Source organism: Paraniabella aurantiaca (assembly GCF_050309965.1).
Lineage (GTDB): Bacteria > Bacteroidota > Bacteroidia > Chitinophagales > Chitinophagaceae > Niabella.
On the sequence record NZ_JBLOSY010000001.1, the window covers coordinates 3,143,172 to 3,166,812 of the forward strand.

A 23,641-nucleotide genomic window follows, 5' to 3' on the forward strand; every position below is an offset into this window, starting at 1 on the left:
ACAACAACTCGATTTTTTACCGGTTTTTATTTTAGCTTCTTTTTTGAAATGAAGCCGGGAATGCTTTAGTTGAAACGAAACAGATAAAAATAATTCAACATAAAAAGAATCCTGGCAAAGAAAGCCGGGATTTTTTTTTAGCACTTACCCGGTCTTGCCGGGGATAAGTAAAAGTTTTAAAATGGTGCCAAAAGCCGACAGTTCGCAGGAACAAACCGAAAGTAAACCAAACAACACGCCTCACATGGCGATTCAGGGCTTTGAAGGATGTTTTCATCAGCAGGCCGCTAATCACTTCTTTAATAAAAACGTAACGGTTGAATGTTGCACCACCTTTAAAGATGTGATGGTAGCAGCGAAAGATGCCAGTCGTACCGATGGCTGTATTATGGCTATTGAGAATTCGATAGCGGGCAGCATACTGGCCAACTATAATTTGATACAGGGTAGTAACCTTAAGATTGTGGGAGAAGTGTATATGCAGATACACCAGAACCTGTTAGTAAATCATGGCGTAACACTGGAAGATATTAAAGAAGTACACTCACATACCATGGCGTTGCAACAGTGTTATGAATACCTGGATCAGTACAAGTGGAAGCTGGTAGAGAGTGATGACACCGCTTTAAGCGCTAAGCACATAGCCCAATACAAAAGCAAGCATACTGCGGCTATTGCCAGTAGCCTGGCGGCAGAGATCTATGACTTAAATGTTATAGCTCCTAAAATACAAACCTTAAAAAAGAACTATACCCGCTTCCTGGTTTTAAAAAGGCCTGAAGATATAGAGGCGCCTCAAACAGGAAATAAAGCGTCGATCAATTTTCAAACCATTCACAAAGAAGGGGCGCTGGCAAGGGTTTTAGGGGTGATGGCCATACATAAAGTAAACATGTCAAAGCTGCAAAGCTTCCCTATTCCCGGTTCAGAATTCAAGTACCAGTTTCATGCAGATCTTGAATTTGACAATATCAAAACCTTTGAAAGAGTAATTGAAAAACTAAAACCATTAACAGAAGCTATTAAAATTTACGGCATTTATAATAAAGGCATATGGAAGTAGCAAAAAGATTGCAGGGAGTGGGAGAGTATTATTTTTCTCAAAAACTGCGGGAAATAGATGAGCTGAATAAGCAGGGTAAGAATATTGTGAACCTGGGTATAGGAAGTCCTGACCTGCCACCGCACCCGGACGTAGTAAGGGTTTTATTTGAAGAAGCACAGAAACCGAATGTACATGGTTACCAAAACTATAAAGGCAGCCCGGTTTTAAGGAAGGCTTTTGCCGACTGGTACCAAAAGTGGTATGGGGTAGCGTTAAATGCCGATACCGAAATCCTGCCGCTTATCGGAAGCAAGGAAGGCGTCATGCATATTTGTATGACCTATTTAAATGAAGGCGACGCTGTACTGGTACCCAATCCGGGATATCCCACGTACCGCAGTAATGTAACGATTGCCGGGGGAGTATGTATTGATTATGACCTAAAGGAAGAAAACAATTACCAGCCGGATTTTGAAGCCATAGAAGCGTTGGACCTGAGCAAAGTGAAATTGTTTTTTGTGAATTACCCGCAAATGCCCACAGGTCAGCAACCGGATAAGCAGGTATTTGAAAAGTTGATCGCCTTTGCGCGTAAACACAATATTTTGATCGTTCATGATAATCCCTACAGCTTTATCCTGAACGATGAGCCCATCAGCCTATTAAGCATTGAAGGAGCGAAGGACGTTGTTGTTGAATTGAACTCTTTAAGTAAGTCGCACAATATGGCCGGGTGGCGGGTAGGCGTTCTTTGTGGTGCCGCTGAAAGAATTAATGAAGTGCTGCGTTTTAAGAGCAACATGGACAGTGGTATGTTCCTGCCTCTGCAATTGGCCGCAGCTAAAGCGTTGACGCTGGGTAAAGAGTGGCATGATGAAGTAAATGCTATTTACAGGGAGCGGAGAGAGAAGGTTTTTCAGTTGCTGGATCTGTTAGGGGCCGTGTATGCTAAAAACCAGGTAGGCATGTTTGTATGGGCGAAAATACCCGGCCGGTACAAAGACTGTTACGAAATTGCAGATGATGTATTGTATAAAGCCAATGTATTTATTACGCCCGGCGGCATTTTTGGCAGTGCCGGTAATGATTATATAAGGATCAGTTTATGTGGCTCTGTAGAAAGGTTTGATGAAGCGATTAGCAGGGTGAAGAATAGTTTGAAGGTGTAAAGTTTAAAAGTTGACAGGGTTACCGGAAATCATGGTAATCCATCTAATAATCATGGTTCAGAAATTATGAACAACCGGAAAAAAATAGCAATTGTAGGAGTGGGGCTTATTGGCGGATCAATGGCTTTACAGTTGCACGAGAAAAAGCTTTCCTCACGGTTAATTGGTGTGGAAGCCAGTGCACAGCATGCAGAGCAGGCATTGGAATATGAGCTGGTAGACGAAGTATTGCCGTTAGACGAAGCGATTGAAGCCGCTGACGTTATAGTGCTGGCAGTTCCCGTAAATGTACAGGTGAACCTGTTGCCGCAAATATTGGATAAGGTGACCGACCAGATTGTAATGGATATGGGCTCTACGAAGTCTGACCTGATTGCGGCCATACAAAATCATCCGAACCGGGGGCGTTACGTAGCTACACATCCAATGTGGGGTACAGAATATAGCGGACCTGCCGCCGCGGTAAGAGGTGCATTTGAAGGTAAGGCCGTGATTATCTGCAATCGTAGCGAAAGCGATGTGGATGCAGTTGAATGGGTGGATAAAATGTACCAGAAAATAGGCATGCGGGTGGTGGATATGGATGCGCGTGCTCATGATCTGCACGTGGCTTATGTAAGTCATATCTCTCATATCACTTCATTTGCGCTGGCTAATACCGTATTGGAAAAGGAAAAAGTAGAAAGCGCTATTTTCCAGATCGCGTCAGCCGGTTTTGAAAGTACAGTACGTTTGGCAAAAAGTAACCCGGCCATGTGGGTGCCCATTTTCCTGCAGAATAAGGAGAATATACTGGATGTTTTATCGGAGCATATCGACCAGTTAACCAAATTCAAAACTTATATTACCAATAGCGATCAGGAAAACTTACAATCGTTAATATCAGATGCTAATAAAATAAAAAGAATCATCAAATAAACAATTAAATTTGCCGGATGGAAAATTGATTAAAAACTATTCAATGTTTTCATTATAAATGAATAAATTTTAAAGCAAAATCTTTCGGTTATTAAATAACATCAATAATTATATTTCAATGAGCACTCAGCAGGTTTCATCAAAAGAAAAAATCCAGGAACTATGGGCTAAAAGGCCGATCATCGTAAGCGGTCCTTGTAGCGCAGAAACAGAAGAACAGGTGTTGGAAACGGCACAGCAATTAGCGGCAACCGGTAAAGTAGATATGCTACGCGCCGGTATCTGGAAACCCCGTACCAAGCCCGGTATGTTTGAAGGTATCGGAGCTAAAGGTTTACCCTGGTTACAGAAGGCTAAACAAATTACCGGCTTACCTACTGCTATCGAAGTAGCAACTGCTAAACAGGTACAGGATGCTTTAACTTTTGATGTTGATGTGCTTTGGATTGGAGCCCGTACTACGGTAAATCCTTTCAGCGTTCAGGAAATTGCAGATGCTTTACGCGGTGTAGATGTACCGGTATTAGTAAAAAATCCGATCAATCCTGATCTGGAGTTGTGGGCAGGTGGTGTAGAAAGGATTGCCCGTGCAGGTATTAAAAACCTGGGTCTGATTCACCGTGGTTTTTCTTCCTATGGTAATACCCAATATCGTAACGCACCGATGTGGCACCTGGCCATTGAAATGAAATTAAAGTATCCTGAACTGCCGATCTTTAACGATCCATCTCATATCTGTGGTAAGCGCGATAACCTCTTAGAAGTTTCTCAAAAAGCGATTGACCTGGATTATGATGGTTTGATGATCGAAAGCCATATCGATCCGGATAATGCATGGAGCGATGCAAAGCAACAGGTTACACCGGCTCGTTTGAAAGAAATGATGGAGTCTATTATCTGGAGAAAAGAAGATGTGGACAACCAGGACTACCACCAGGCTTTGGAAAAATTGCGTCAGCAAATTAACCACTTGGACGATGAGATGCTGCAAATTTTATCGCAGCGTATGAAAATTGCCGATCAGATCGGTCAATATAAAAAAGATAATAACATCACTATTTTACAGCCGGGCCGTTGGCAGGAAATTATTGAAAAAGCTGCTGCACGTGGCGAGAAACTGGGTTTAAGTCGCGACTTTTTGAATAAATATTTGGACGCGGTTCACCTGGAAAGTATCAACCACCAGAAGCAGGTATTAGACGCATAATATTATATACGATATAAAGACGTACGATGTACGGGCGGAATAAGGCGCGTACATCGTATATCTTACATTGTACATCACGATCTAATGTTTTTGATAAAAGCGAATGCTGTGCAAACAGACACATCGCCTAAATTGTTCGATTTTGGCTCAAACCATTAAATTTTCCAACGCTTCTACTGATTTTTATTTTGACAGCTCTTTAAAAGAGCTGGGTAAGATAGTTGATAAACGAAGCGCCATAGTCATTACAGACGAAAACATTTTTAAAGCACATGAACCAAAATTCAAAGGCTTTACAACTATTGTTATTCCTCCGGGAGAAGAGCAGAAGAATCAGTCTTTGGTGGATGGCATTATCGGTCAATTGATTGATAAGAAGGTAGATCGTAAATCGGTATTGATTGGTGTAGGTGGAGGCGTGATTACGGATATTACAGGGTATACTGCGTCGATATACATGCGCGGTATACGATTTGGTTTTATACCTACAACCATCCTGGGTTTGGTAGATGCATCTATTGGTGGTAAGAACGGCATTGATGTAGGCCTGTATAAAAATATGGTGGGTATTATCCGCCAGCCTTCATTCCTGTTACACGATCTTTCTTTGCTGCAGTCGTTGCCTGAAAAAGAGTGGCAGAACGGGTTTGCTGAAATTATTAAACATGCCTGTATTAAAGATGCCGCTATGTTTAAGCAATTGGAGCAACATGATCTCTCTGATTATATGAAGGATAAAAAGCTGCTCGCCGAACTCATTCAGCGTAATGCCCTCATCAAAACCAAAGTAGTACAGAAAGATGAATTTGAAAAAGGAGACAGGCGCTTATTGAACTATGGTCATACCATTGGCCATGCTATTGAAACGCAGTACGGGTTGATGCACGGGGAAGCGGTTGCTATTGGTATGGTATACGCGGGGCAGATCTCAGAACAATTACTGGGCTTTGATAGTAAGGAGCGGGTGAGGGCTTTGATCGAAAAATATCAGTTATCTACCACAATTTCTTTTGATGCCAAAAAAGTATTTGAGGTGTTGGCGATGGATAAAAAACGCGTTCAGAAGGAAATGAATTTTGTACTACTGAATAAGATAGGAAAGGCTGTGGTGCATCCTATTCCACTGCAGCGCTTAGAAAAAATAATTAATAAATTGTAAGGCCGCTATATGAGGTTGCTTACCTCCGATAGCTGCGCGAAACGTTCCTGGCTGTAGTAAGGCGCTCGCTTCGCATACATTAGTTGTCGCCTCTGGCGATGGAAAAATATAACAATGAAAGTAACGATTTCTCCCTCCGAATTAAAAGGTGACATTTTAGCGCCGGCTTCTAAAAGCTCTATGCAACGCGCTTGTGCCGCGGGTTTGGTGGCAGCAAAAAGATCTGTAGTGTATAATCCCGGGCATAGTAATGATGATAAAGCAGCGATGAGTATTATACAGGCATTGGGTGCCATTATTGAAAAAGGGAATGAAGAACTGGTGATTGATAGTACCGGCTTTTCACCAGCTGCTGAAGTGGCGTTTATGAACGGCGACCAGGGTGGTGCTATTAACTGTGGAGAGAGTGGTTTAAGCATTCGCATGTTTACGCCGCTTGCAGCTTTAACCAGTAATAAAATAACAATTAATGGTGAAGGCAGCCTGGTGACAAGACCTATGGACTTTTTCGACGAGATCCTGCCCCAGGTAGGGGTTACGGTTGAGTCTAACGAAGGGAAATTACCATTAGTGATCCAGGGGCCTCTGCAACCTAAAAATATAAGCATCGACGGGTCTTTAAGCTCTCAGTTTTTAACAGGTTTATTGTTAGCCTTTGCAGTAGCTCCGTTTGAGGGCGATAGCGTTTCAATCAAAGTGAATAATTTAAAAAGCAAACCTTACATCGATCTGACACTGGATGTAATGAAGAAGTTTGGGTTGAAAGTGCCGGAGAATAAGAATTATGAAGAGTTTGTTTTTCATAAAGATGCTCCTGCCGCAGAAACAAATTCCAACTATACCGTAGAAGGAGACTGGAGCGGCGGCGCTTTCCTGTTGGTAGCAGGTGCTATCGCAGGCAATATTTCTGTAAGGGGTTTGAGCATGGCCAGCACACAGGCCGATAAAAAAATTACAGAGGCTTTAATGGCGGCAAACGCAGGTATCGCAATAGATGCAAAAGCTATCCGGCTGCATAAAACAGAGATGAACGCCTTTGAATTTGACGCTACCGATTGCCCGGATTTATTTCCTCCATTGGTGGCATTAGCGGCTTATTGTAATGGCGTAACCAAGATAAAAGGAGTGAGCCGCCTGGCGCACAAGGAAAGCGATCGTGGTATTACTTTACAGGATGAGTTTGGTAAAATGGGATTGAAAGTGGACCTGGAAGGAGACCTGATGTATGTGCATGGAGGTAATGGCTTAAAAGGAACACTGGTGCATTCGCGTCACGATCATCGAATTGCCATGGCTTGCGCGGTTGCTGCTTTAAGGGCAGACGGAGATACGACTATTGAAGAAGCGCATGCGGTTAATAAATCTTATCCTGATTTTTATGATCATATTAAAGCATTAGGCGCCCAGGTAAAAGATGGGATTGATTTATCAGCATTAAAAGAAGCATTTAAAGACTAGGTCTACAGCGTGCCATACGCGCATTGTACATTTGATAACGTACATCGTACACTGTACATAAAAAAACATTATGAACTCTTTTGGCAGAATTTTCAGGGTACAGATATTTGGCGAGTCCCATGGAGACGGGGTGGGTGTGGTAATTGACGGTTGCCCGGCTGGCCTGGATATTCCGGTGGAAGATTTTCTGCCAGATATGGAGCGGCGCAAGGGCGGTACACAGAAAGGGGCGACGCCCAGGAAAGAAGACGATATACCCATTTTCAGAAGTGGTAATTTCAATGGAAAGACAACCGGCTTTCCTATCATGATCTTTTTCGAAAATAAGAATACCCGCAGTGGTGACTATGAAAAACAGCGTAGCTTCCCACGCCCCGGCCATGCAGATTTTGTTGCCCATAAAAAGTTTGGTGGTTTTGAAGATTATCGCGGCGGCGGCCATTTTAGTGCCCGATTAACTACAGGATTGGTGGGGGCAGGTGTTATCGCCAAAAAACTGCTGAAAGGGATTACTGTAGAAGCAAGAGTGACTGAGATTGCCGGCGAAACCGACCTGGAAAAGGGCCTCCAAAAAGGTATTGATGCCAAGGATTCGGTGGGCGGCATTATCGAATGCAGGGTAAACGGTTTACCATTGGGTTTAGGTGAGCCGCATTTTGATTCGGTGGAGTCTTTATTAGCGCATGCGATGTTCGCTATTCCTGCAGTTAAAGGAGTAGAGTTCGGAAGCGGGTTTGCTGCGGCTAAAATGTTTGGCAGCCAGCATAATGATGCCATTGAAAATATGGATGGAAAAACAACCACCAATCATGCGGGTGGGATAGTAGGGGGCATCACCAATGGTAATGAATTAGTATTCCGCATCGCGGTAAAACCTACCGCATCTACTCCAAAACAGCAGCATAGCTTAAACTGGGAAACCGGTCAGGTAGAAGACTTTTCGGTAAAAGGCCGCCATGATCTTTGTGTGGCTTTAAGAGCGCCTGTTATTGTGGAAGCTGCTACAGCTATAGTTTTGGCAGACCTGATGATGCAGGAGCAAAAAGTACCCCGCATAGTTTAGTATTTTTTATTGTGCATTAGGATGTGAATAAAAATACTTTAGGCAAATGCTTTGGCATGTTTTTTAATAGTAAATTGGTAGTATAATTTTACCAAACCTTAAAAAATTAAAACTATGAGCATTTTGTCCTGGATACTTTTTGGTTTAATCGCTGGCGCTATAGCCAAAGCTTTACATCCTGGTAAAGACCCCGGTGGTTGGATTGTAACTATTTTAATAGGTATTGCCGGCGCGTTTGTGGGCGGATGGCTGAATGGGTTACTTACAGATACGCCTATCAACAGTAACTGGAGCTTGAGAGGATTTTTATTTGCAGTAGTAGGGGCTATTGTGTTGCTTTGGATTTATGGCATGGCAACCCGAAAACGTGGATAGATATTGAACAAATTAAAAATATGGCCACCCTTTAAAGGGTGGTTTTTTTTATTTTGCCAGATAAGGCATTACAAAAAAACTATTTCAAAATAAAAGCGTTATAGTACTTTCATCCATGTATTTTTATCTTTTTAATAGTCAGATCTCCGCCTGAACGGAACGCCCGCCTGAACGGAACGGGCAGGGGCAGGGAATTCGCCGACAGCAATGCCTAATATAAAAAATGGGAGAAATTGTGGGTTTATTTCATAAGTTATAGATAATATGAACTTCAAAGCAACCGGAATTCCTTATGGTCAAACTTATTCATTTTCCAAACTTGTGTTGGATTATTTAAGTGAATCTGAAGCACTTCAACCTTTTTATCAGCAATTTCCCCGGAAAGAATCTTTAAAAGCCATATTAAAAGCCAAAAGCGAATATCAACAAAACAGGCAGCTACTAAGTGATGCCTTGCTGGCTCAATATAAAAACCTGGATCAAACCGAAGCTTTAACTAACCATATTGAGTTATTAAAACAACCCAATACCTTTACCATTACAACAGCACATCAGCCTAATATTTTTACGGGTCCCCTGTATTTCATTTATAAAATTCTCCATGCCATTAAGCTGGCGGAGTACTGTCATTCCTTATACCCTAATTACAATTTTGTACCGGTTTATTATATGGGAAGTGAAGATGCTGACCTGGATGAACTGGGCCATATTCATTTAAACGGCGAGAAACTGGTTTGGGATACCAAACAAATCGGGGCCGTGGGTAGAATGACAATCGATAAGGAGTTGTTGCAGCTTATTGAGCGCATTGAGTCTGAAATAGGGGTACAGCCTTATGGAGCAGATATCATGAAAGTGGTAAGGAAGTTCTATACAAGTGGAGCCAATATACAGACGGCCACATTAGGCTTTGTCAATTACCTGTTTGGTAGTTATGGACTGGTGGTAGTGGTACCCGATAGCCCGGTGTTAAAGTCGATTGCCATTGATCTTTTCAAGGATGAATTACTGAATCAACACTCTTCGGGAATAGTAGCTGAAACCGCGCAAAAGCTGGAAAAGGCGGGTTATAAGGCGCAGGCGCATGGCAGGAATATTAATCTTTTTTACCTGAAGGACAACGGTGAACGGTTACGAATAGAAAGAAATAACGATACCTGGATTGTTGTGGACAGCGATATCCGGTTCACACAGGAAGAGCTTTTTAAAGAGTTAGCCTCGCATCCCGAAAGGTTTAGTCCGAATGTTATTTTGCGTGGTCTTTTCCAGGAAATGATTTTGCCCAATATTGTATTTGTTGGAGGAGGGGGAGAGCTGGCTTACTGGTTGGAGCTGAAGGGCATATTCGAGCACTACAAAGTACCCTACCCGTTATTGATATTACGCAACTCATTTTTGATTATCAATCATAAGCAGGTAGAAAGAATCAATAAGTTGAACTTCACCGAACAGGAGTTGTTTCTGAGTTCGTTGGGTTTAAAAAACAAGTGGGTAAAAGCGAATAGTCAGAACAATCTTTCAACAGAGCAGGCACAGCTTGCTATTAAGAAGTTATTTGAATCATTAGCTGATCAGGCAACACCTATCGATCCCACCTTGAAAAGACATATTTACGCATTGCAAAAACAGGAGGAAAGAAATATTGTGGAATTAGGAAAGAAATTCCTGAGAGCTGAAAAGAAGAACTATAGTGATGCCATGCGGCAAATTGATGCATTAAAACTGCAATTATTTCCTAATAATAATTTACAGGAAAGGGTAGACAATATATTGCCTTACCTGGCGTGTTGGGGACCAGATCTTATTACAACCCTATACCAAAATTCTTACGCTTTGGAGCAGCAGTTAGTGGTTATTGCCGAGCATTAATCGAAAGCGTTGGTATACCCTTTTTCTTTCAGGTTGCCTACTTTTACCAGCACCTCTTTTTCCAGGTTTTGCTTATACAACTCCACGTTATTACCTACCTGCTCATTGGTAGTGCCAATAATTTGGGCCGCTAATATACCTGCATTTTTTGCCGCATTTAACGCAACTGTAGCCACTGGTACGCCGTTAGGCATTTGCAGAATAGAAAGTACACTATCCCACCCGTCGATTGAATTGCTTGATTTTACCGGAACGCCAATTACCGGCAAAGCTGTAATTGAAGCTACCATACCAGGTAAATGAGCCGCACCACCGGCACCGGCAATAATTACTTTTAAGCCTCTTGCTTTTGCCTGCTGCGCATATTCAACCATGCGCAAAGGTGTTCTGTGGGCCGATACAACCGTTAGTTCGTATGCAACGCCCAGCTCTTTTAAAATATCTGCGGCAGCCTGCATAATGTTTAAATCGCTGTCGCTACCCATGATTATTCCAACTTCTATTGCCATGCTGCAAAGGAACAATAAAAACAATTGGCCTGCAAAAAACTATGCAAATTGATTCCCAGATAATTGTAAAAACAATAATTCCTGAGGATGTTAAAATTTTCTTATAGCATTAAAAATGGGCAATAATTGTTTTTGACATACGTTTATATAGACGCCTACCGAAAATTCTACAAGTTCTTATAGAAAAACATACCGATAATTTTTAATGTAAAAGAATTAAAGGAGAACGCATGCAATTAAAAAAATATTTGCGGCTACTAGGACTTTGTGTGTTATCAGTAGCCTTTTTGTCCTGGACAATTAATAAGATAGAAGCAATTAATGAGCCAGAAGTAGAAAAAGAGATTAAAGTTTCAAATGAATCCAATAGCGGGGCGAATGCTTTGGAGTTAGTATATGATAGTCTTGAATTAGACGATCAGGGCTTATCCCATGAAGCATTTACCTATGCAATGAATGGCTTTAAAAAGCTGGATGAAGAAGGTGTTTTGCAAAATGATTCAGTACTAACGATTATCGATTTTGACCAGCCCAGCAGCCATAAGCGTATGTACATTATAGATGTAAAGAATTATAAAGTGTTATTTAATACCTGGGTGGCCCATGGCCGGAATACAGGTAAAGAAATGGCTGAATTCTTTAGCAATACCAATGAATCGCATAAAAGTAGTTTAGGTTTTTACATTACTGATCAAACTTATAGCGGAAGCAAGGGTTATTCATTAAAACTGAGAGGTCTTGAGCAAAACCTGAATACGAATGCGATGCGCCGTGCAATTGTTATACATGGAGCTCCTTATGTAAGCCAGTCCTTTATTGATGCACAGGGATATATTGGCCGCAGCCATGGCTGCCCGGCTATTCCAACGGCGTTAACGAAACCAATTATACAAACTATAAAAAACGGAAGCTGCCTGTTTATTTACAACAAAAGCTACAGACCTTCTGCACATTTTTCAGTTGGATAAATTCTTTAAACCGGCGTTGCCGGTTTTTTTACGTTGCGTTATTTGTAAACAACGATAAGTTGTACATTATGATAGGAGCAAGGGGCGCTATTGAATGCTCATGCAAATAAAAATTTGTCTGCAATCAATTAACTATTATATTTGTGACCATGAAAAATGAAAAAAATCTTTTTTGGTGGTGGCACGCAAACTCTAATGGGGTATTGTAATGCTGCGCATCATAAAGATGAATGATATACAAGAACCCCGGTAGTACCGGGGTTTTTTGTTGGTTTCGATTAAATAAAATAATAGCCTTTGGCCTTAGCTTGATCAAGATGCAAAAAATAACAATTAAAACTACCGTCACATCCATGCTGGCTGATGTGTTTACACCAGTAGGAATATACCTGCGCTTAAGGGACAGGTTTAGAGATACCATTTTGTTGGAGAGTACAGATAATCATGTTGCGGAAAACAGCTGGTCTTTTATCGGTGTAAACGCCATTGGCGGTATTGAAATTTCGTCCACAGAGAAAATAGAAATAAAACTTCCCGGCCAAACTGCTGAAACTATTCCGTTTCAGCAGGGAGCATCCATTACAGATGTGTTGAACGGATTTATGCAGCGTTTTGACGTAGCGCCATCGGCGAATAAAGTAGCCGTTTATGCACAGGGGCTGTATGGTTATACTTCTTATGATGCAATCCGTTTTTTTGAAACGATACCGGGCGCCGTATTCAAGGTAGATGAGGACGCTATCCCTTTAATGCGCTATCGTTTGTATCAATACGTAATAGCCATTAATCATTTCAGGGATGAATTGTTTATATGCGAAAACGAAATAGCCGGTATTGACAGTGATAAAGCCGCATTGATGTCACTTATTCGTGGTAAGGATGTTCCGGTATACCCTTTTAAAACGAATGGTGGAGAAAGCTCGAACATGAGCGACGATGATTATCGCAACATGGTACAGCAGGGAATTGCTCATTGTTACCGGGGTGATGTTTTCCAGATTGTTTTAAGCCGCAGGTTTCAGCAATCTTTTAATGGTGATGAGTTTAATGTTTATCGTGCCTTGCGCAACATCAACCCGTCGCCCTACTTGTTTTTCTTCGATTATGGCGATTATAAGATCATGGGCTCGTCACCCGAATCGCAGCTCATCATTAATAATGGCCAGGCCGTTGTGCATCCGATAGCGGGTACTGTAAAGCGTACCGGCGATGATAAGCAGGATGCGGCAGAGACCATACGGCTTGAAAATGATCCGAAGGAAAATGCCGAACATGTAATGCTCGTGGATCTGGCCCGCAATGATTTAAGCAGGGGCTGTTATAACGTAAAAGTGGCTCACTTCAGGGAAACCCATTTTTACTCTCATGTAATACACCTGGTAAGCGAGGTAGTAGGTACGGTGAATGACACCACTAATGCATTTGAACTCCTGGCAAAAACTTTCCCGGCAGGTACTTTAAGTGGCGCACCCAAAATAAAAGCCATGCAACTGATCAACCAGTATGAACCTACCTTACGTAGCTATTATGGCGGAGCTGTTGGTTTTATGGGCTTTAACGGAAGCTGCAACCAGGCCATAATGATCCGTACTTTCCTCAGCAGGAACAATACATTATATTACCAGGCCGGTGCCGGCGTAGTAGCCGCCAGCGTTCCTGAAAGTGAATTGCAGGAGGTAAACAATAAATTGGGGGCCTTAAAAAAGGCGATTGTGGTTGCCCAGACTATTTAGGTGCAGCACCCTAATTATGTAATACGCTACATTATAAACTTATTACTCTACATTTTACATTCAATATGAAACTTCTCGTTTTCGATAACTACGATTCTTTTACGTACAACCTGGTGCACCTGGTAGAAAAAATATTACATCAAAAAGTAGATGTACACCGCAACGACCAGATAACCCTGGAGCAGGTAAATGACTATGATAAAATAATTCTTTCCCCGGGTCCGGGTATACCCGAAGAAGCCGGATTATTATTACCGCTGATCAAGGAATATGCTGCATCGAAATCCATACTGGGCGTTTGCCTGGGGCAGCAGGCCATTGGCGAGGCTTTTGGCGGAAAACTCACGAATCTTTCAAAAGTATACCATGGTGTAGCTACTCCCTGTAAAATCATAAAAGAAGGTGTTGATCTGTTTGCAGGATTGACAGAAGAGTTTGAAGTAGGCCGCTACCATTCCTGGGTAGTGTCAAGGGATGGCTTTCCAGATGAGTTAGAAATTACCGCTGTAGATGAAAATGATATGATTATGGCACTGCAGCACAAAACTTATGATGTACGTGGCGTGCAGTTTCACCCCGAAAGTGTATTAACGCCGCTGGGAGAGCAGATATTAAGAAACTGGTTGAAAGCCTAGGAGATTGGATATTGATTACTGCATATTGAATATTTCAAATGAAAAAAATATTAAGCTTATTATTTGAGCATAAAACCTTGGACCGGCAAACTGCCAAGGAAGCATTGGTGAATATCGGTAAAGGAGTATATAATGAGCATGAAGTAACGGCTTTCATGACCGTGTTCCTGATGCGTAGCATTACGTTACACGAGCTGCAGGGCTTCCAGGACGCATTGCTGGAGCTTTGTGTGCGTGTAGATTTTAGTGGTTTGACCACCCTGGATATAGTAGGTACCGGGGGCGATGGTAAGAACACTTTTAATATCTCTACTTTATCCTGCTTTATTGTTGCCGGCGCTGGTGTTAAAGTAAGCAAGCATGGTAACTACGGCGCATCAGCCATTAGTGGTTCCTCCAATGTAATTGAGTCAATGGGCTATCGGTTCAAGAACGATGGGGATGCGCTTCGAAAAGAACTGGAAGCGGCTAATATTTGTTTTTTACATGCACCGCTATTTCACCCTGCATTAAAGAATGTAGGACCAATACGGAAAAACCTGGGCATGCGTACTTTTTTCAATATGCTCGGACCGTTGGTCAACCCGGCGTTTCCAGCTTACAGTATCATTGGTGTTTATAGCCTTGAAATGGCGCGTTTGTATAACTACCTGTTACAGCAGCAATCCAATCAGTTTGCCATTGTTCATGGGTTGGATGGTTATGATGAAGTGTCGCTTACCGGCGATAGCAAACTATTGACTCCGCAAGGAGAAAAGATATTGTCGGCCGTTCAGTTAGCCGGGCTGGAAGTGAAGCCTGAAGCGATTTCGGGCGGTAATACGGTGGCTGAAGCTGCTCATATCTTTAAATCTATTTTAGAAGGTAACGGAACTCCGGAGCAGGAAGCTGTAGTGTTGGCCAATGCAGCTATTGCCTTACAGGTAACAGGCTCATTTACCAGCTATGCTGACGCTTTTGCCGCCGCTAAAGAAAGTCTGAGATCCGGTAAGGCTAACGCCTGCCTGCAAAAATTAATTTCTTTACAGTAACGAGCCTGCATCAACCTATTTTTTGATACTGTATTTCATATAAAAGATCATGAATATTTTAGATACTATTATAGCACATAAAAAAACAGAAGTGGCGGAGCGAAGAGCTCAAACTTCTTTAAAAGAATTGGAAGCCAGGCCTGCTTTTGCTTTACCAGTTCGATCTTTATCCGATTCTTTATTAAAGCCAGATGGTACTGGTATTATTGCTGAGTTTAAAAGAAAGTCCCCTTCAAAAGGCTTTATTAAGCAGGATGCCAATGTCGCGGAAATTACAGCTGCTTATACCCGTTATGGGGCGGCCTGTTTATCGGTATTGACAGACGAAAATTTCTTTGGTGGTTCGGATGCCGATTTGATTGAAGCAAGGACCAATGATGTACCGATATTAAGAAAGGATTTTATTATAGACGAGTACCAGATAGCGGAAGCCAAATCGATCGGTGCTGATGTTATTTTGTTAATTGCTGCCTGCCTCACACCTGCACAAGTTAAACGCCTTGCTGAATTTGCGGCCTCACTGGGATTACAGACTATATTGGAGCTACATGCAGAAGAAGAGCTGGAGCATATTTGTGACACCACAAAGATTGTAGGTATTAATAACCGGGATCTTAAAACCTTTAGTGTAGATATTGAACGCAGTCTTCGTATGGCTGAAAAATTACCTGCCGATAAAATAAAGATTGCAGAGAGTGGCATAGATAAAATTGATGATATTTTGATCTTTAGAGAAAACGGCTTTAAAGGATTCCTGATCGGGGAATATTTTATGAAGCAAGCCAATACACCCGCCGCATTTCAAGCATTTGTGGCACAATTAAAAGCAGCGCAATGAGCCAACCCCGTATAAAAGTATGTGGTATGACCTCCATGCAACAAGTGGAAGAGCTGGCTGCTTTAGGGATTGATTATGCAGGTTTTATTTTTTACGAAAAATCGCCCAGGTTTGTCGGCAATAAAATAGCGGCAGCGGATTTAAAAGCTTTGACCGGCATACAAAAAGTTGGTGTATTCGTAAATGAAACGATAGAAAAAATTTTGCATGCGGTTGCCTGTTACGGATTAGACGCAGTACAACTGCATGGTGATGAAGCACCGGAGCTTTGTATGGCATTGTCCGCTGAAACTACCGTTATTAAAGCTTTTCGTGTGAAGGGTGATGAAAACTTAACGGAATTGCTGATACCTTATGAAGACTGTGCGGATTATTTTCTGTTCGATACCAAAGCGCAGGAATATGGTGGCACAGGAAAGAAGTTTGATTGGTCGGTTTTAGAACGCAGTTCAATCAACAAGCCTTATTTTTTAAGCGGCGGTATAGGGGTTGATGATGCAGTGCAAGTGAAAGAATTCATATCAGCAAATCATGTTTTTTCACTGGATGTGAATAGCAAATTTGAGATAATGCCCGGTGTGAAAGATATGGAACAGGTACGGCGATTTATACAAGGTATTCAATAAATAAACTGGCCCCGGTTTAAAGCGGGGCCAGTTTATTTATCAGGGAAATTATACTTTTCCTTCTTTTATTTCATCTACTACCGCCGGGTCCAACAGCGTAGAAGTATCTCCCAGGTTTTCCAGCTCTCCTTCGGCTACTTTGCGCAATATACGGCGCATGATTTTGCCGCTGCGGGTTTTAGGCAGGGCGCTAACAAATTGGATTTTGTCCGGTTTGGCAATCGGGCCGATTATACGGGACACTGTTGCTAATAAATCCTGTTTAGTAAGCTGGTCATCTTCTTCGTGCCTGTTGCGGCCGTCTAATACCACATAAGCATAAATACCCTGTCCTTTTAACTCGTGCGGATAACCAACTACTGCACTTTCCACCACACCTGCCATCATATTAATGGCATTTTCCACTTCGGCAGTGCCTAATCGGTGTCCGCTCACATTCAATACATCGTCTACGCGTCCTGTAATACGAAAATTACCTTCTTCATCTTTAAAGGCACCATCCCCGGTAAAATATTTATTTTCGTAAGTGCTGAAATAGGTTTGTCTGCAACGTTCATGATCACCCCAGGTGGTGCGGAGTATACCCGGCCAGGGCATCGATAAACAAAGGTTACCGCTATAGTGGGTGTCCGTTAGTTCAGTTACTTCTTCACCCTTTTCATCTACCAGTACTGGCTTTACACCCGGTAAGGGAAGCGTTGCCCAGCTTGGTTTTGCCGGTGTTACACCAGCCAGGTTCGATATTAATATACCACCTGTTTCTGTTTGCCACCAGGTATCTACAATCGGGCATTTTTTCTTACCGATATGCTCATCATACCAGTGCCATGCTTCCTCGTTAATAGGCTCCCCAACAGTACCTAATACTTTCAGGCTCGACAGGTCTTTATCTTTTAATGGATCCAAGCCATAGCTCATCAAAGAACGGATAGCTGTAGGAGCCGTGTAAAGTGTATTTACTTTATGTTTATCCACAATGTCCCAGAATCTGCCTGCGTCGGGCCAGGTGGGTATTCCTTCAAACATCAGGCAGGTGGCACCTGCTAATAAAGGGCCGTATGCGATATAGCTATGACCTGTGATCCAGCCTATGTCTGCTGTACAGAAGAATACATCGCCGGGGTTATACTGAAATACATTTACAAAAGTGTAGGTTGTCCAAAGCATATAACCTGCAGTGGTGTGCACCACACCTTTGGGTTTGCCCGTACTACCCGAAGTGTATAAGATGAACAGCGGATCTTCTGCATCCATTTCTTCCGCAGGCACCTTTAATACCTCCTCACTCATACTTTCTACTACATCTTCCACCTCATCTCTCCACCACACATCACGTCCTTTAATCATACTTACAGGAGTACGGGTGCGTGTGTGCACAATCACTCTTTTAACTGTACGGTTGCCGATTAAAGCATCATCTATAATAGACTTTAAAGGAATGTCTTTAGCTCCGCGGAAAGCACCATCGCAGGTGATGATAAACTCGGCTTCCGCGTCATACAGCCTGTCGGCAATACTCTGTGCCGAAAACCCACCGAATATTACGGAGTGTATAGCGCCTATACGGGCACAGCCTAAAACAGCAATTGCCAGTTCCGGTATCATACCCATGTAAATACAAACCCGGTCTCCTTTTTTCACCCCGTTGTTACGCAATACCTGGGCAAACTCGCACACTTTTTTATGCAACACTTTATAAGTAAGTGTTCTTACTTTCTCATTAGGATCATTGGGCTCCCAAATGATCGCCGGCCGGTCGCCTATAGATTCCAGGTGCCTGTCCAGGCAGTTTTCTGTTATATTCAGTTTAGCACCTTCAAACCATTTTACAGAAGGTTCCGTAAAGTTCCACTCCAGGCCTTTTTTGCTGAACGGCTGTTTTTTTCGCCACTCAAAACTGTCAGCTACTCCGCTCCAGAAGCCTTCGGGATCTTCAAGGCTTTTTTTGTAATCGGCATGATATTGTTCTAAAGATGTGATCTGAAAAGGATATGACATTGCAAATAGTATTTTGAGGGGCTAATATAATGAACTATTCCTTATTTACCGGTTAAATGCGCAACCGTTTGTTTTAAAAAATAGTTATGAACTCCATGAAACTGAGCAGGGTAGCGTCCGGTAACGTTCTCGTATTAAGTTGGGTAACGTTGAAACGGTGTATATTTATGGATTATTACTTGTTTGCCAAAAAATCCGCGATGAGCCAAAAACCGTTTACAGTCTTACTGTTTTTACTTGCTATTAGCCTCAATTGTTTAGCTGGCCCCAATAAAAAAGAAAGAATCGGGTTGTATGATCTGACCTGCGAATACCTTCAAAATCCTAAAGGCATTGATGAGCCGCAACCGCGGTTGGGTTGGAAGCTGCGCGCTCTTAGTAAGGAGTTATACGCTCAAAAGCAACAGGCTTATCGTGTGATTGTTGCTTCAAGCAACGAATTGCTGGAAAAAAATAAAGGAGATGTATGGGACTCTAAATGGGTGTATTCATCGCAGACCAACCAGGTTGTTTATCAGGGACAAGCGTTATTGTCTGACAGAACCTATTACTGGAAGGTTTGTATAAAAGATGAGCGTTCACAGGTTTCCGCATGGAGTGAGCCCAATAGTTTTACAACGGGCTTTTTCGATCAAAAAGAATGGAAGGCTCAGTGGATCGGGGATGATCAGCGATTTATGCCGGGCAAGGCAGACTGTAATATATGGGATCCGTGGATGAAGCAAACATTTACGCTGAAAGAAAGTGCAGGACGGGCTTTCATGTATGTAGCTTCTGTAGGCTATCATGAACTTTATATAAATGGGACTAAAGTGGGAAATGGTATTCTGGCTCCGGCCGTAACAGATCATACCAAAAGAGCCCGCTATATTGCTTATGATATCACTTCTTTTGTTCACAAAGGAGAAAATATAGCAGGTCTTTGGTTAGGCGCCTCCTGGTCAATCTTCGGACCATATCATCTTGAAAATGATGACCGGCCATTAACTCCTATTGTTTCAGCCCAGGCTTTTTTTTATAGGAAGGATGATCCTTCTCAAGCAGATACGCCTTTTGAGACGCTATTGACCAACCAGGACTGGACAACCAAAAAAAGCCCTAATAAGTTATTAGGCGTTTGGGATTTTTCAAATATGGGCGGAGAACTATGGGATGATCGCAGGTTGGATAACGATTGGAATTTGCTTACTGATGCCAGCGATGGTTGGAAGCCTGTTGAAGTGTATCATCCGAAATTATTTGTATCTGCTCAGGTGGTGGAAGAAAACAGGTTGTTGACACCTGTTAAACCGATAAACGTAGAACATAGGGCCGACGGCACCTTCAGGGTAGATTTCGGTACTAATTTCGCCGGTTGGACAGAAATTCCTGTAAGTGGTCAACCCGGAGATACTATCCGTTTTAATTTTTCTGAACGAAAGGAGATGGAAACTACGTTTAATATCAGGAGTAGTTTTATTATTGGCAAAACCGGCAAGGGAGTATTCCGAAACCGCTTCAATTATAGTTCAGGTAGATGGCTTACCATCAAAGGCCTGAAAGAAGCCCCAAAGCTAGATTTAATGAAAGGCTGGCTGGTGAGAACAAACTATAAAAGCGCCGCTAATTTTAAATGCTCCGACACGTTAATGAACTGGATCTACGATAAAGTGCGCTGGACTTTTGAGAACCTGTCTTTGGGGGGCTATGTGGTAGACTGTCCGCAACGCGAGCGTATGGGCTATGGCGGTGATGCGCATGCTACCAGTGAAACGGGCATGTATAATTATCAACTGGGCGCATTTTATACTAAATGGATGCAGGACTGGCGCGATGTACAGGGCACAGAACCGATGGTGGGTAATATGTACGATAACAAAACGGCCCGTAAAACTGTAACCAGTGGCCGTTTACTAAACAATGGCATTCTGCCGCATACAGCCCCTACTTACTGGGGTGGCGGGGGACCCGCCTGGGGTGGTATTGTGGTTTCCTTACCCTGGTATGTATACGAGTACTATGGCGATAAAAAGATCCTGAAAGAAAACTACCAGTTGATGAAAAACTGGTTATCCTTTTTAGATACCCAGGTAGAAAATGATCTGCTCAAAAGATTTGGAGGCCAATGGGATTTTTTAGGGGATTGGTTATGGCCCAATGCCACAGCAGAAGGTATGAATAATGATAAACCTCAAACACTGTTCTTCAATAACTGCTACCGGGTTTATAATTTAAGAACCGCCCAAAAAGTGGCAGAGGTTTTAGGAAATGATAAAGACGCACAGGATTGGGAGCGTAAAGCCAATGCTGCTGCGGGCGCTATTCACAGGAAATTTTTTAATCCGGCTAACCATACCTATTCGGATGGAAGTGTTGCTAACCTGGCTATGGCCCTTTTGTCGGAAATGGTGCCGGCCGGGCTTCGTGCAAAAGTGATGCAGTCGCTGGAGCATGATATCCTTGTAAAAAGTAAAGGAAATATATCTGCCGGCATAACCGGCGGTACGGTGCTTTTTAAGTTGCTGCGGCAGGAGCATCGTGATGATCTTATTTTTACTATGCTATCTAAAACTAATTACCCCGGGTGGGGATATATGAAAGAAAATGACGCCACCACTATCTGGGAAATGTGGGAGAAAAATCTGCCGGGTCATTCTTTGCTGCATAGCTCTTTTCTATTTCCGGGCGCCTGGTTTATCGATGGGCTTGCCGGCATCAGGAGTGATGGGCCTGGTTTTGCAAATATCATTATTCAACAGCCCAATATGGGCAAGAACAAGCTTGACTGGGTGACTGCAGGGTATGATGGGCCATCTGGTTTAATTGAAACACATTGGAGACATAGTACTGGCAGCTTGCATTTAAAGCTGACGGTGCCGCCTAATACTACGGCCATTGTGAAGATAAAGGTGGAGGAGAACATGCAGATCAGCCCAACGAAAGGGCGTATTCAAAAACTTTCAAACGAAGATGGATACCAGGTTTATGAATTGCAATCGGGCAGCTATTCCTTTTAGGGAACGTTATATTACCTGTAAGAGAAGAACAACTTGAAGAGTTATTTTTATTTAATAGTATATAACAATGATTGCCCAAACTTCGAAAACGGCCCCCCGGATACTTTTTGCGATTTGCCATAAGAATTCCTGGAGTAAGCCATTGTTTTTTGTGTACTCGTAAAAATTATACTGTCCATAGACTGGCTTGTGCTCCCGCCAACATCTATTGCGGCTGTGCTTTTAGGCGGTAGTACCAGTTCGATAACATTGGCGTCTAATTTTTTAAAGTGAAGCGTATCGTTTAATCGTTCATAAGTGGCCTTGTTCACTCTTTTGACAACAATATTGCTGTAACGAATTTCTTTTTTATAACGCAGATGTTCCTTGTCTGAAAATTTGATCCGGATGGTGCAGGGCTCATCCAAAGTATTAGTGGCATAATATAAAACAGCCCAGGAACAACCAGTGAAAGGGATCCATATAACCAAGGCGAATAAAGTGGGAAGCAAACGTTTTCTCATAAAATTAGTTGATGTGCTAAAATTATAAAACGCTTCAAATAGTGAGTGCGGTTCGAATGTTAATATTTGTATAACTGTTTTGCCTTGATCGTGCTAACTAGTTATTCCTTGGTTTCCAGGGTATGTCTGCAACGTTTAACAGATGTCCCGAATACCTGGCCAGCACAAAAAGGTAATCGCTCAGCCGGTTTAGGTATTTTATAATAATTGGTGCAACGGTTGTTTCATTGGCTAGCCGCACACAGCAGCGTTCTGCACGACGGCAAACGGTGCGTGCTATATGAATGTATGATATAGAGGGATGGCCTCCAGGAAGAATAAAAGTTTTCAGCGGCTCCAGCTTTAACTCCATGCGGTCAATTTCTTTTTCCAAAACTTCGATATCGGTTTCATGCAAGTCAGGGATGGATACTTTGGTTACTTTATCCGGATCACAGGCAAGTTCGGCTCCGATAGTAAAAAGGCGATCCTGTATTTCCTGTAAAGTTGTAATGCCTGCTTCATCCTGCAGTAAATCCTTACACAATCCCACATAAGAATTTAACTCATCTACTGTTCCATAGCTTTCAATACGGAGGTCAGCCTTAGACACTTTTGTGCCGCCGATCAAAGAGGTTTTACCCTGGTCGCCGGTTTTTGTATAGATCTTGAAGGCCATTGCTGAACAAGTTTAAGATTAAAAGTTAAAGGTTTAAAGTTGAGGGGGGGATTTAATATCTTTTGCGCTAACACATAGAACTACCAATCTTGAACTTCAAACTTCAAACCTTGAACTTCAAATTAGATTTTCGCAAGGGTAGGGCTTTCTACTCTTTTATCCGTTTCAATTAAGCCATCTCTTAACCGTACAATACGATGGGAGTGCTGCGCAATATCTTCTTCGTGTGTAACTAATACTACGGTGTTACCTCCTGCATGTATTTTTCCAAAGATGTCCATGATTTCGTAGGAAGTTTTGGTATCGAGGTTCCCGGTAGGTTCATCGGCTAGTATTAGTGAAGGGTCATTGACCAATGCTCGGGCAATAGCCACACGCTGGCATTGTCCGCCACTTAGCTCATTAGGTTTATGATGGCTTCGATCAGTAAGATTTACCTTTTCCAGCACATGCATGGCTTTTTCATTACGCTGGCTTTTGGAAACACCCGCATAAATAAGTGGTAGTGCTACATTTTCAAGCGCTGTTAAACGTGGAAGCAGGTTGAACTGCTGAAATACGAAACCAATTTCTTTATTGCGTACTTCCGCCAGAGCATTGTCTGGCATTTTGCTTACATCATGCCCGTTTAAAATGTAGACACCTGCGGTTGGACTGTCCAGGCATCCCAATATATTCATCAGCGTACTTTTGCCACTACCCGAGGGCCCCATCAGCGACACATATTCGTTTTTGTAAATATCCAATGAAACGCCCTTTAAAACCTGCAGCTCCTGCTGGCCCATAAAGTAGCTTTTACGCAATTGTTCTATGTGGATAATACCTGCCAATGAATTAACTTTTAGTATGACTGATTACTCATTATTCACTACTTACTATTGAT

At 42.4% G+C, this 23,641-nt stretch carries 21 protein-coding genes; 16 read left to right on the forward strand and 5 right to left on the reverse strand.

Annotated features, from left to right (window positions below; translation table 11 throughout):
- Window positions 1–181: 181 nt before the first annotated feature.
- The 9 genes from ACLOAU_RS13695 to bshC all read left to right on the forward strand — a co-directional run bounded on the left by ACLOAU_RS13695 (window position 182) and on the right by bshC (window position 10,263).
- A complete protein-coding gene (locus tag ACLOAU_RS13695; RefSeq protein ID WP_427862432.1) occupies window positions 182–1,063 on the forward strand; it encodes a prephenate dehydratase in 882 nt (293 codons plus the stop codon).
- Window positions 1,054–2,214 carry a pyridoxal phosphate-dependent aminotransferase gene (locus ACLOAU_RS13700; RefSeq protein ID WP_427862433.1) on the forward strand — a complete coding sequence of 387 codons (1,161 nt, stop codon included), beginning with the start codon at window positions 1,054–1,056 and terminating at the stop codon, window positions 2,212–2,214. Before ACLOAU_RS13695 ends, ACLOAU_RS13700 begins: the two co-directional genes overlap by 10 nt.
- 66 nt (window positions 2,215–2,280) lie before the next feature.
- Window positions 2,281–3,132, forward strand: coding sequence for a prephenate dehydrogenase (locus tag ACLOAU_RS13705; protein WP_427862434.1), 852 nt, complete (start codon window positions 2,281–2,283; stop codon window positions 3,130–3,132).
- 118 nt (window positions 3,133–3,250) lie between these two features.
- Window positions 3,251–4,339 (forward strand): chorismate mutase, encoded by a 1,089-nt coding sequence (locus ACLOAU_RS13710; RefSeq protein WP_427862435.1) that lies wholly within the window; start codon window positions 3,251–3,253, stop codon window positions 4,337–4,339.
- A gap of 142 nt (window positions 4,340–4,481) precedes the next feature.
- A complete protein-coding gene (gene aroB / locus ACLOAU_RS13715; protein ID WP_427862436.1) occupies window positions 4,482–5,498 on the forward strand; it encodes a 3-dehydroquinate synthase in 1,017 nt (338 codons plus the stop codon).
- Window positions 5,499–5,612: 114 nt separating this feature from the next.
- Window positions 5,613–6,956, forward strand: coding sequence for a 3-phosphoshikimate 1-carboxyvinyltransferase (gene aroA, locus ACLOAU_RS13720; protein WP_427862437.1), 1,344 nt, complete (start codon window positions 5,613–5,615; stop codon window positions 6,954–6,956).
- Window positions 6,957–7,026: 70 nt separating this feature from the next.
- Window positions 7,027–8,019, forward strand: a complete 993-nt coding sequence (locus tag ACLOAU_RS13725) for a chorismate synthase (protein ID WP_427862438.1) — start codon at window positions 7,027–7,029, stop codon at window positions 8,017–8,019.
- A gap of 114 nt (window positions 8,020–8,133) precedes the next feature.
- Window positions 8,134–8,394, forward strand: coding sequence for a GlsB/YeaQ/YmgE family stress response membrane protein (locus tag ACLOAU_RS13730; RefSeq protein ID WP_427862439.1), 261 nt, complete (start codon window positions 8,134–8,136; stop codon window positions 8,392–8,394).
- Between the two features lie 264 nt (window positions 8,395–8,658).
- Entirely contained in the window at window positions 8,659–10,263 is a 1,605-nt protein-coding gene (gene bshC / locus ACLOAU_RS13735; RefSeq protein WP_427862440.1) for a bacillithiol biosynthesis cysteine-adding enzyme BshC, read from the forward strand.
- Here the strand turns inward: bshC and purE are convergent.
- A complete protein-coding gene (purE, locus tag ACLOAU_RS13740) occupies window positions 10,260–10,772 on the reverse strand; it encodes a 5-(carboxyamino)imidazole ribonucleotide mutase (RefSeq protein WP_427862441.1) in 513 nt (170 codons plus the stop codon). The two genes, bshC and purE, sit on opposite strands and share 4 nt — an antisense overlap.
- Before the next feature lie 230 nt (window positions 10,773–11,002).
- Between purE and ACLOAU_RS13745 the strand changes: the two genes are divergently transcribed.
- The 6 genes from ACLOAU_RS13745 to ACLOAU_RS13770 all read left to right on the forward strand — a co-directional run bounded on the left by ACLOAU_RS13745 (window position 11,003) and on the right by ACLOAU_RS13770 (window position 16,603).
- Window positions 11,003–11,740: a murein L,D-transpeptidase catalytic domain family protein gene (locus tag ACLOAU_RS13745; RefSeq protein ID WP_427862442.1), complete on the forward strand. Its 738-nt coding sequence runs from the start codon at window positions 11,003–11,005 to the stop codon at window positions 11,738–11,740.
- A gap of 317 nt (window positions 11,741–12,057) precedes the next feature.
- On the forward strand, window positions 12,058–13,473 hold the full coding sequence (locus ACLOAU_RS13750; protein ID WP_427862443.1) for an anthranilate synthase component I family protein: 1,416 nt from the start codon (window positions 12,058–12,060) through the stop codon (window positions 13,471–13,473).
- Window positions 13,474–13,538: 65 nt separating this feature from the next.
- Window positions 13,539–14,108 (forward strand): anthranilate synthase component II, encoded by a 570-nt coding sequence (locus ACLOAU_RS13755; RefSeq protein ID WP_427862444.1) that lies wholly within the window; start codon window positions 13,539–13,541, stop codon window positions 14,106–14,108.
- A gap of 38 nt (window positions 14,109–14,146) precedes the next feature.
- Window positions 14,147–15,139, forward strand: coding sequence for an anthranilate phosphoribosyltransferase (trpD, locus tag ACLOAU_RS13760; protein ID WP_427862445.1), 993 nt, complete (start codon window positions 14,147–14,149; stop codon window positions 15,137–15,139).
- A gap of 49 nt (window positions 15,140–15,188) precedes the next feature.
- Window positions 15,189–15,977 (forward strand): indole-3-glycerol phosphate synthase TrpC, encoded by a 789-nt coding sequence (gene trpC, locus ACLOAU_RS13765; RefSeq protein ID WP_427862446.1) that lies wholly within the window; start codon window positions 15,189–15,191, stop codon window positions 15,975–15,977.
- A complete protein-coding gene (locus ACLOAU_RS13770) occupies window positions 15,974–16,603 on the forward strand; it encodes a phosphoribosylanthranilate isomerase (protein WP_427862447.1) in 630 nt (209 codons plus the stop codon). The genes trpC and ACLOAU_RS13770 overlap by 4 nt, the downstream gene beginning before the upstream one ends.
- Before the next feature lie 48 nt (window positions 16,604–16,651).
- Here the strand turns inward: ACLOAU_RS13770 and acs are convergent, their stop codons facing one another.
- A complete protein-coding gene (gene acs, locus ACLOAU_RS13775; protein WP_427862448.1) occupies window positions 16,652–18,601 on the reverse strand; it encodes an acetate--CoA ligase in 1,950 nt (649 codons plus the stop codon).
- Window positions 18,602–18,801: 200 nt separating this feature from the next.
- Between acs and ACLOAU_RS13780 the strand changes: the two genes are divergently transcribed.
- Window positions 18,802–21,597 (forward strand): family 78 glycoside hydrolase catalytic domain, encoded by a 2,796-nt coding sequence (locus tag ACLOAU_RS13780; protein ID WP_427862449.1) that lies wholly within the window; start codon window positions 18,802–18,804, stop codon window positions 21,595–21,597.
- 47 nt (window positions 21,598–21,644) lie between these two features.
- Here ACLOAU_RS13780 and ACLOAU_RS13785 read toward each other — a convergent pair whose 3' ends face one another.
- From ACLOAU_RS13785 to ACLOAU_RS13795, 3 genes are all read right to left on the reverse strand, one after another.
- Window positions 21,645–22,100 carry a hypothetical protein gene (locus tag ACLOAU_RS13785; protein ID WP_427862450.1) on the reverse strand — a complete coding sequence of 152 codons (456 nt, stop codon included), beginning with the start codon at window positions 22,098–22,100 and terminating at the stop codon, window positions 21,645–21,647.
- Between the two features lie 97 nt (window positions 22,101–22,197).
- Window positions 22,198–22,758: a cob(I)yrinic acid a,c-diamide adenosyltransferase gene (locus tag ACLOAU_RS13790; RefSeq protein WP_427862451.1), complete on the reverse strand. Its 561-nt coding sequence runs from the start codon at window positions 22,756–22,758 to the stop codon at window positions 22,198–22,200.
- Window positions 22,759–22,880: 122 nt separating this feature from the next.
- Complete coding sequence (locus tag ACLOAU_RS13795; RefSeq protein ID WP_427862452.1) at window positions 22,881–23,588, reverse strand: ABC transporter ATP-binding protein; 708 nt, start codon at window positions 23,586–23,588, stop codon at window positions 22,881–22,883.
- Window positions 23,589–23,641: the final 53 nt, after the last annotated feature.

Bases quoted from the DNA above. Each gene is read 5' to 3' on its own strand.
- ACLOAU_RS13695 (WP_427862432.1), top strand. From the start codon at position 182: ATGGTGCCAAAAGCCGACAGTTCGCAGGAACAAACCGAAAGTAAACCA.
- ACLOAU_RS13700 (WP_427862433.1), top strand. From the start codon at position 1,054: ATGGAAGTAGCAAAAAGATTGCAGGGAGTGGGAGAGTATTATTTTTCT.
- ACLOAU_RS13705 (WP_427862434.1), top strand. From the start codon at position 2,281: ATGAACAACCGGAAAAAAATAGCAATTGTAGGAGTGGGGCTTATTGGC.
- ACLOAU_RS13710 (WP_427862435.1), top strand. From the start codon at position 3,251: ATGAGCACTCAGCAGGTTTCATCAAAAGAAAAAATCCAGGAACTATGG.
- aroA (WP_427862437.1), top strand. From the start codon at position 5,613: ATGAAAGTAACGATTTCTCCCTCCGAATTAAAAGGTGACATTTTAGCG.
- ACLOAU_RS13725 (WP_427862438.1), top strand. From the start codon at position 7,027: ATGAACTCTTTTGGCAGAATTTTCAGGGTACAGATATTTGGCGAGTCC.
- ACLOAU_RS13730 (WP_427862439.1), top strand. From the start codon at position 8,134: ATGAGCATTTTGTCCTGGATACTTTTTGGTTTAATCGCTGGCGCTATA.
- bshC (WP_427862440.1), top strand. From the start codon at position 8,659: ATGAACTTCAAAGCAACCGGAATTCCTTATGGTCAAACTTATTCATTT.
- purE (WP_427862441.1), bottom strand. From the start codon at position 10,772: ATGGCAATAGAAGTTGGAATAATCATGGGTAGCGACAGCGATTTAAAC.
- ACLOAU_RS13745 (WP_427862442.1), top strand. From the start codon at position 11,003: ATGCAATTAAAAAAATATTTGCGGCTACTAGGACTTTGTGTGTTATCA.
- ACLOAU_RS13750 (WP_427862443.1), top strand. From the start codon at position 12,058: ATGCAAAAAATAACAATTAAAACTACCGTCACATCCATGCTGGCTGAT.
- ACLOAU_RS13755 (WP_427862444.1), top strand. From the start codon at position 13,539: ATGAAACTTCTCGTTTTCGATAACTACGATTCTTTTACGTACAACCTG.
- trpD (WP_427862445.1), top strand. From the start codon at position 14,147: ATGAAAAAAATATTAAGCTTATTATTTGAGCATAAAACCTTGGACCGG.
- trpC (WP_427862446.1), top strand. From the start codon at position 15,189: ATGAATATTTTAGATACTATTATAGCACATAAAAAAACAGAAGTGGCG.
- ACLOAU_RS13770 (WP_427862447.1), top strand. From the start codon at position 15,974: ATGAGCCAACCCCGTATAAAAGTATGTGGTATGACCTCCATGCAACAA.
- acs (WP_427862448.1), bottom strand. From the start codon at position 18,601: ATGTCATATCCTTTTCAGATCACATCTTTAGAACAATATCATGCCGAT.
- ACLOAU_RS13780 (WP_427862449.1), top strand. From the start codon at position 18,802: ATGAGCCAAAAACCGTTTACAGTCTTACTGTTTTTACTTGCTATTAGC.
- ACLOAU_RS13785 (WP_427862450.1), bottom strand. From the start codon at position 22,100: ATGAGAAAACGTTTGCTTCCCACTTTATTCGCCTTGGTTATATGGATC.
- ACLOAU_RS13790 (WP_427862451.1), bottom strand. From the start codon at position 22,758: ATGGCCTTCAAGATCTATACAAAAACCGGCGACCAGGGTAAAACCTCT.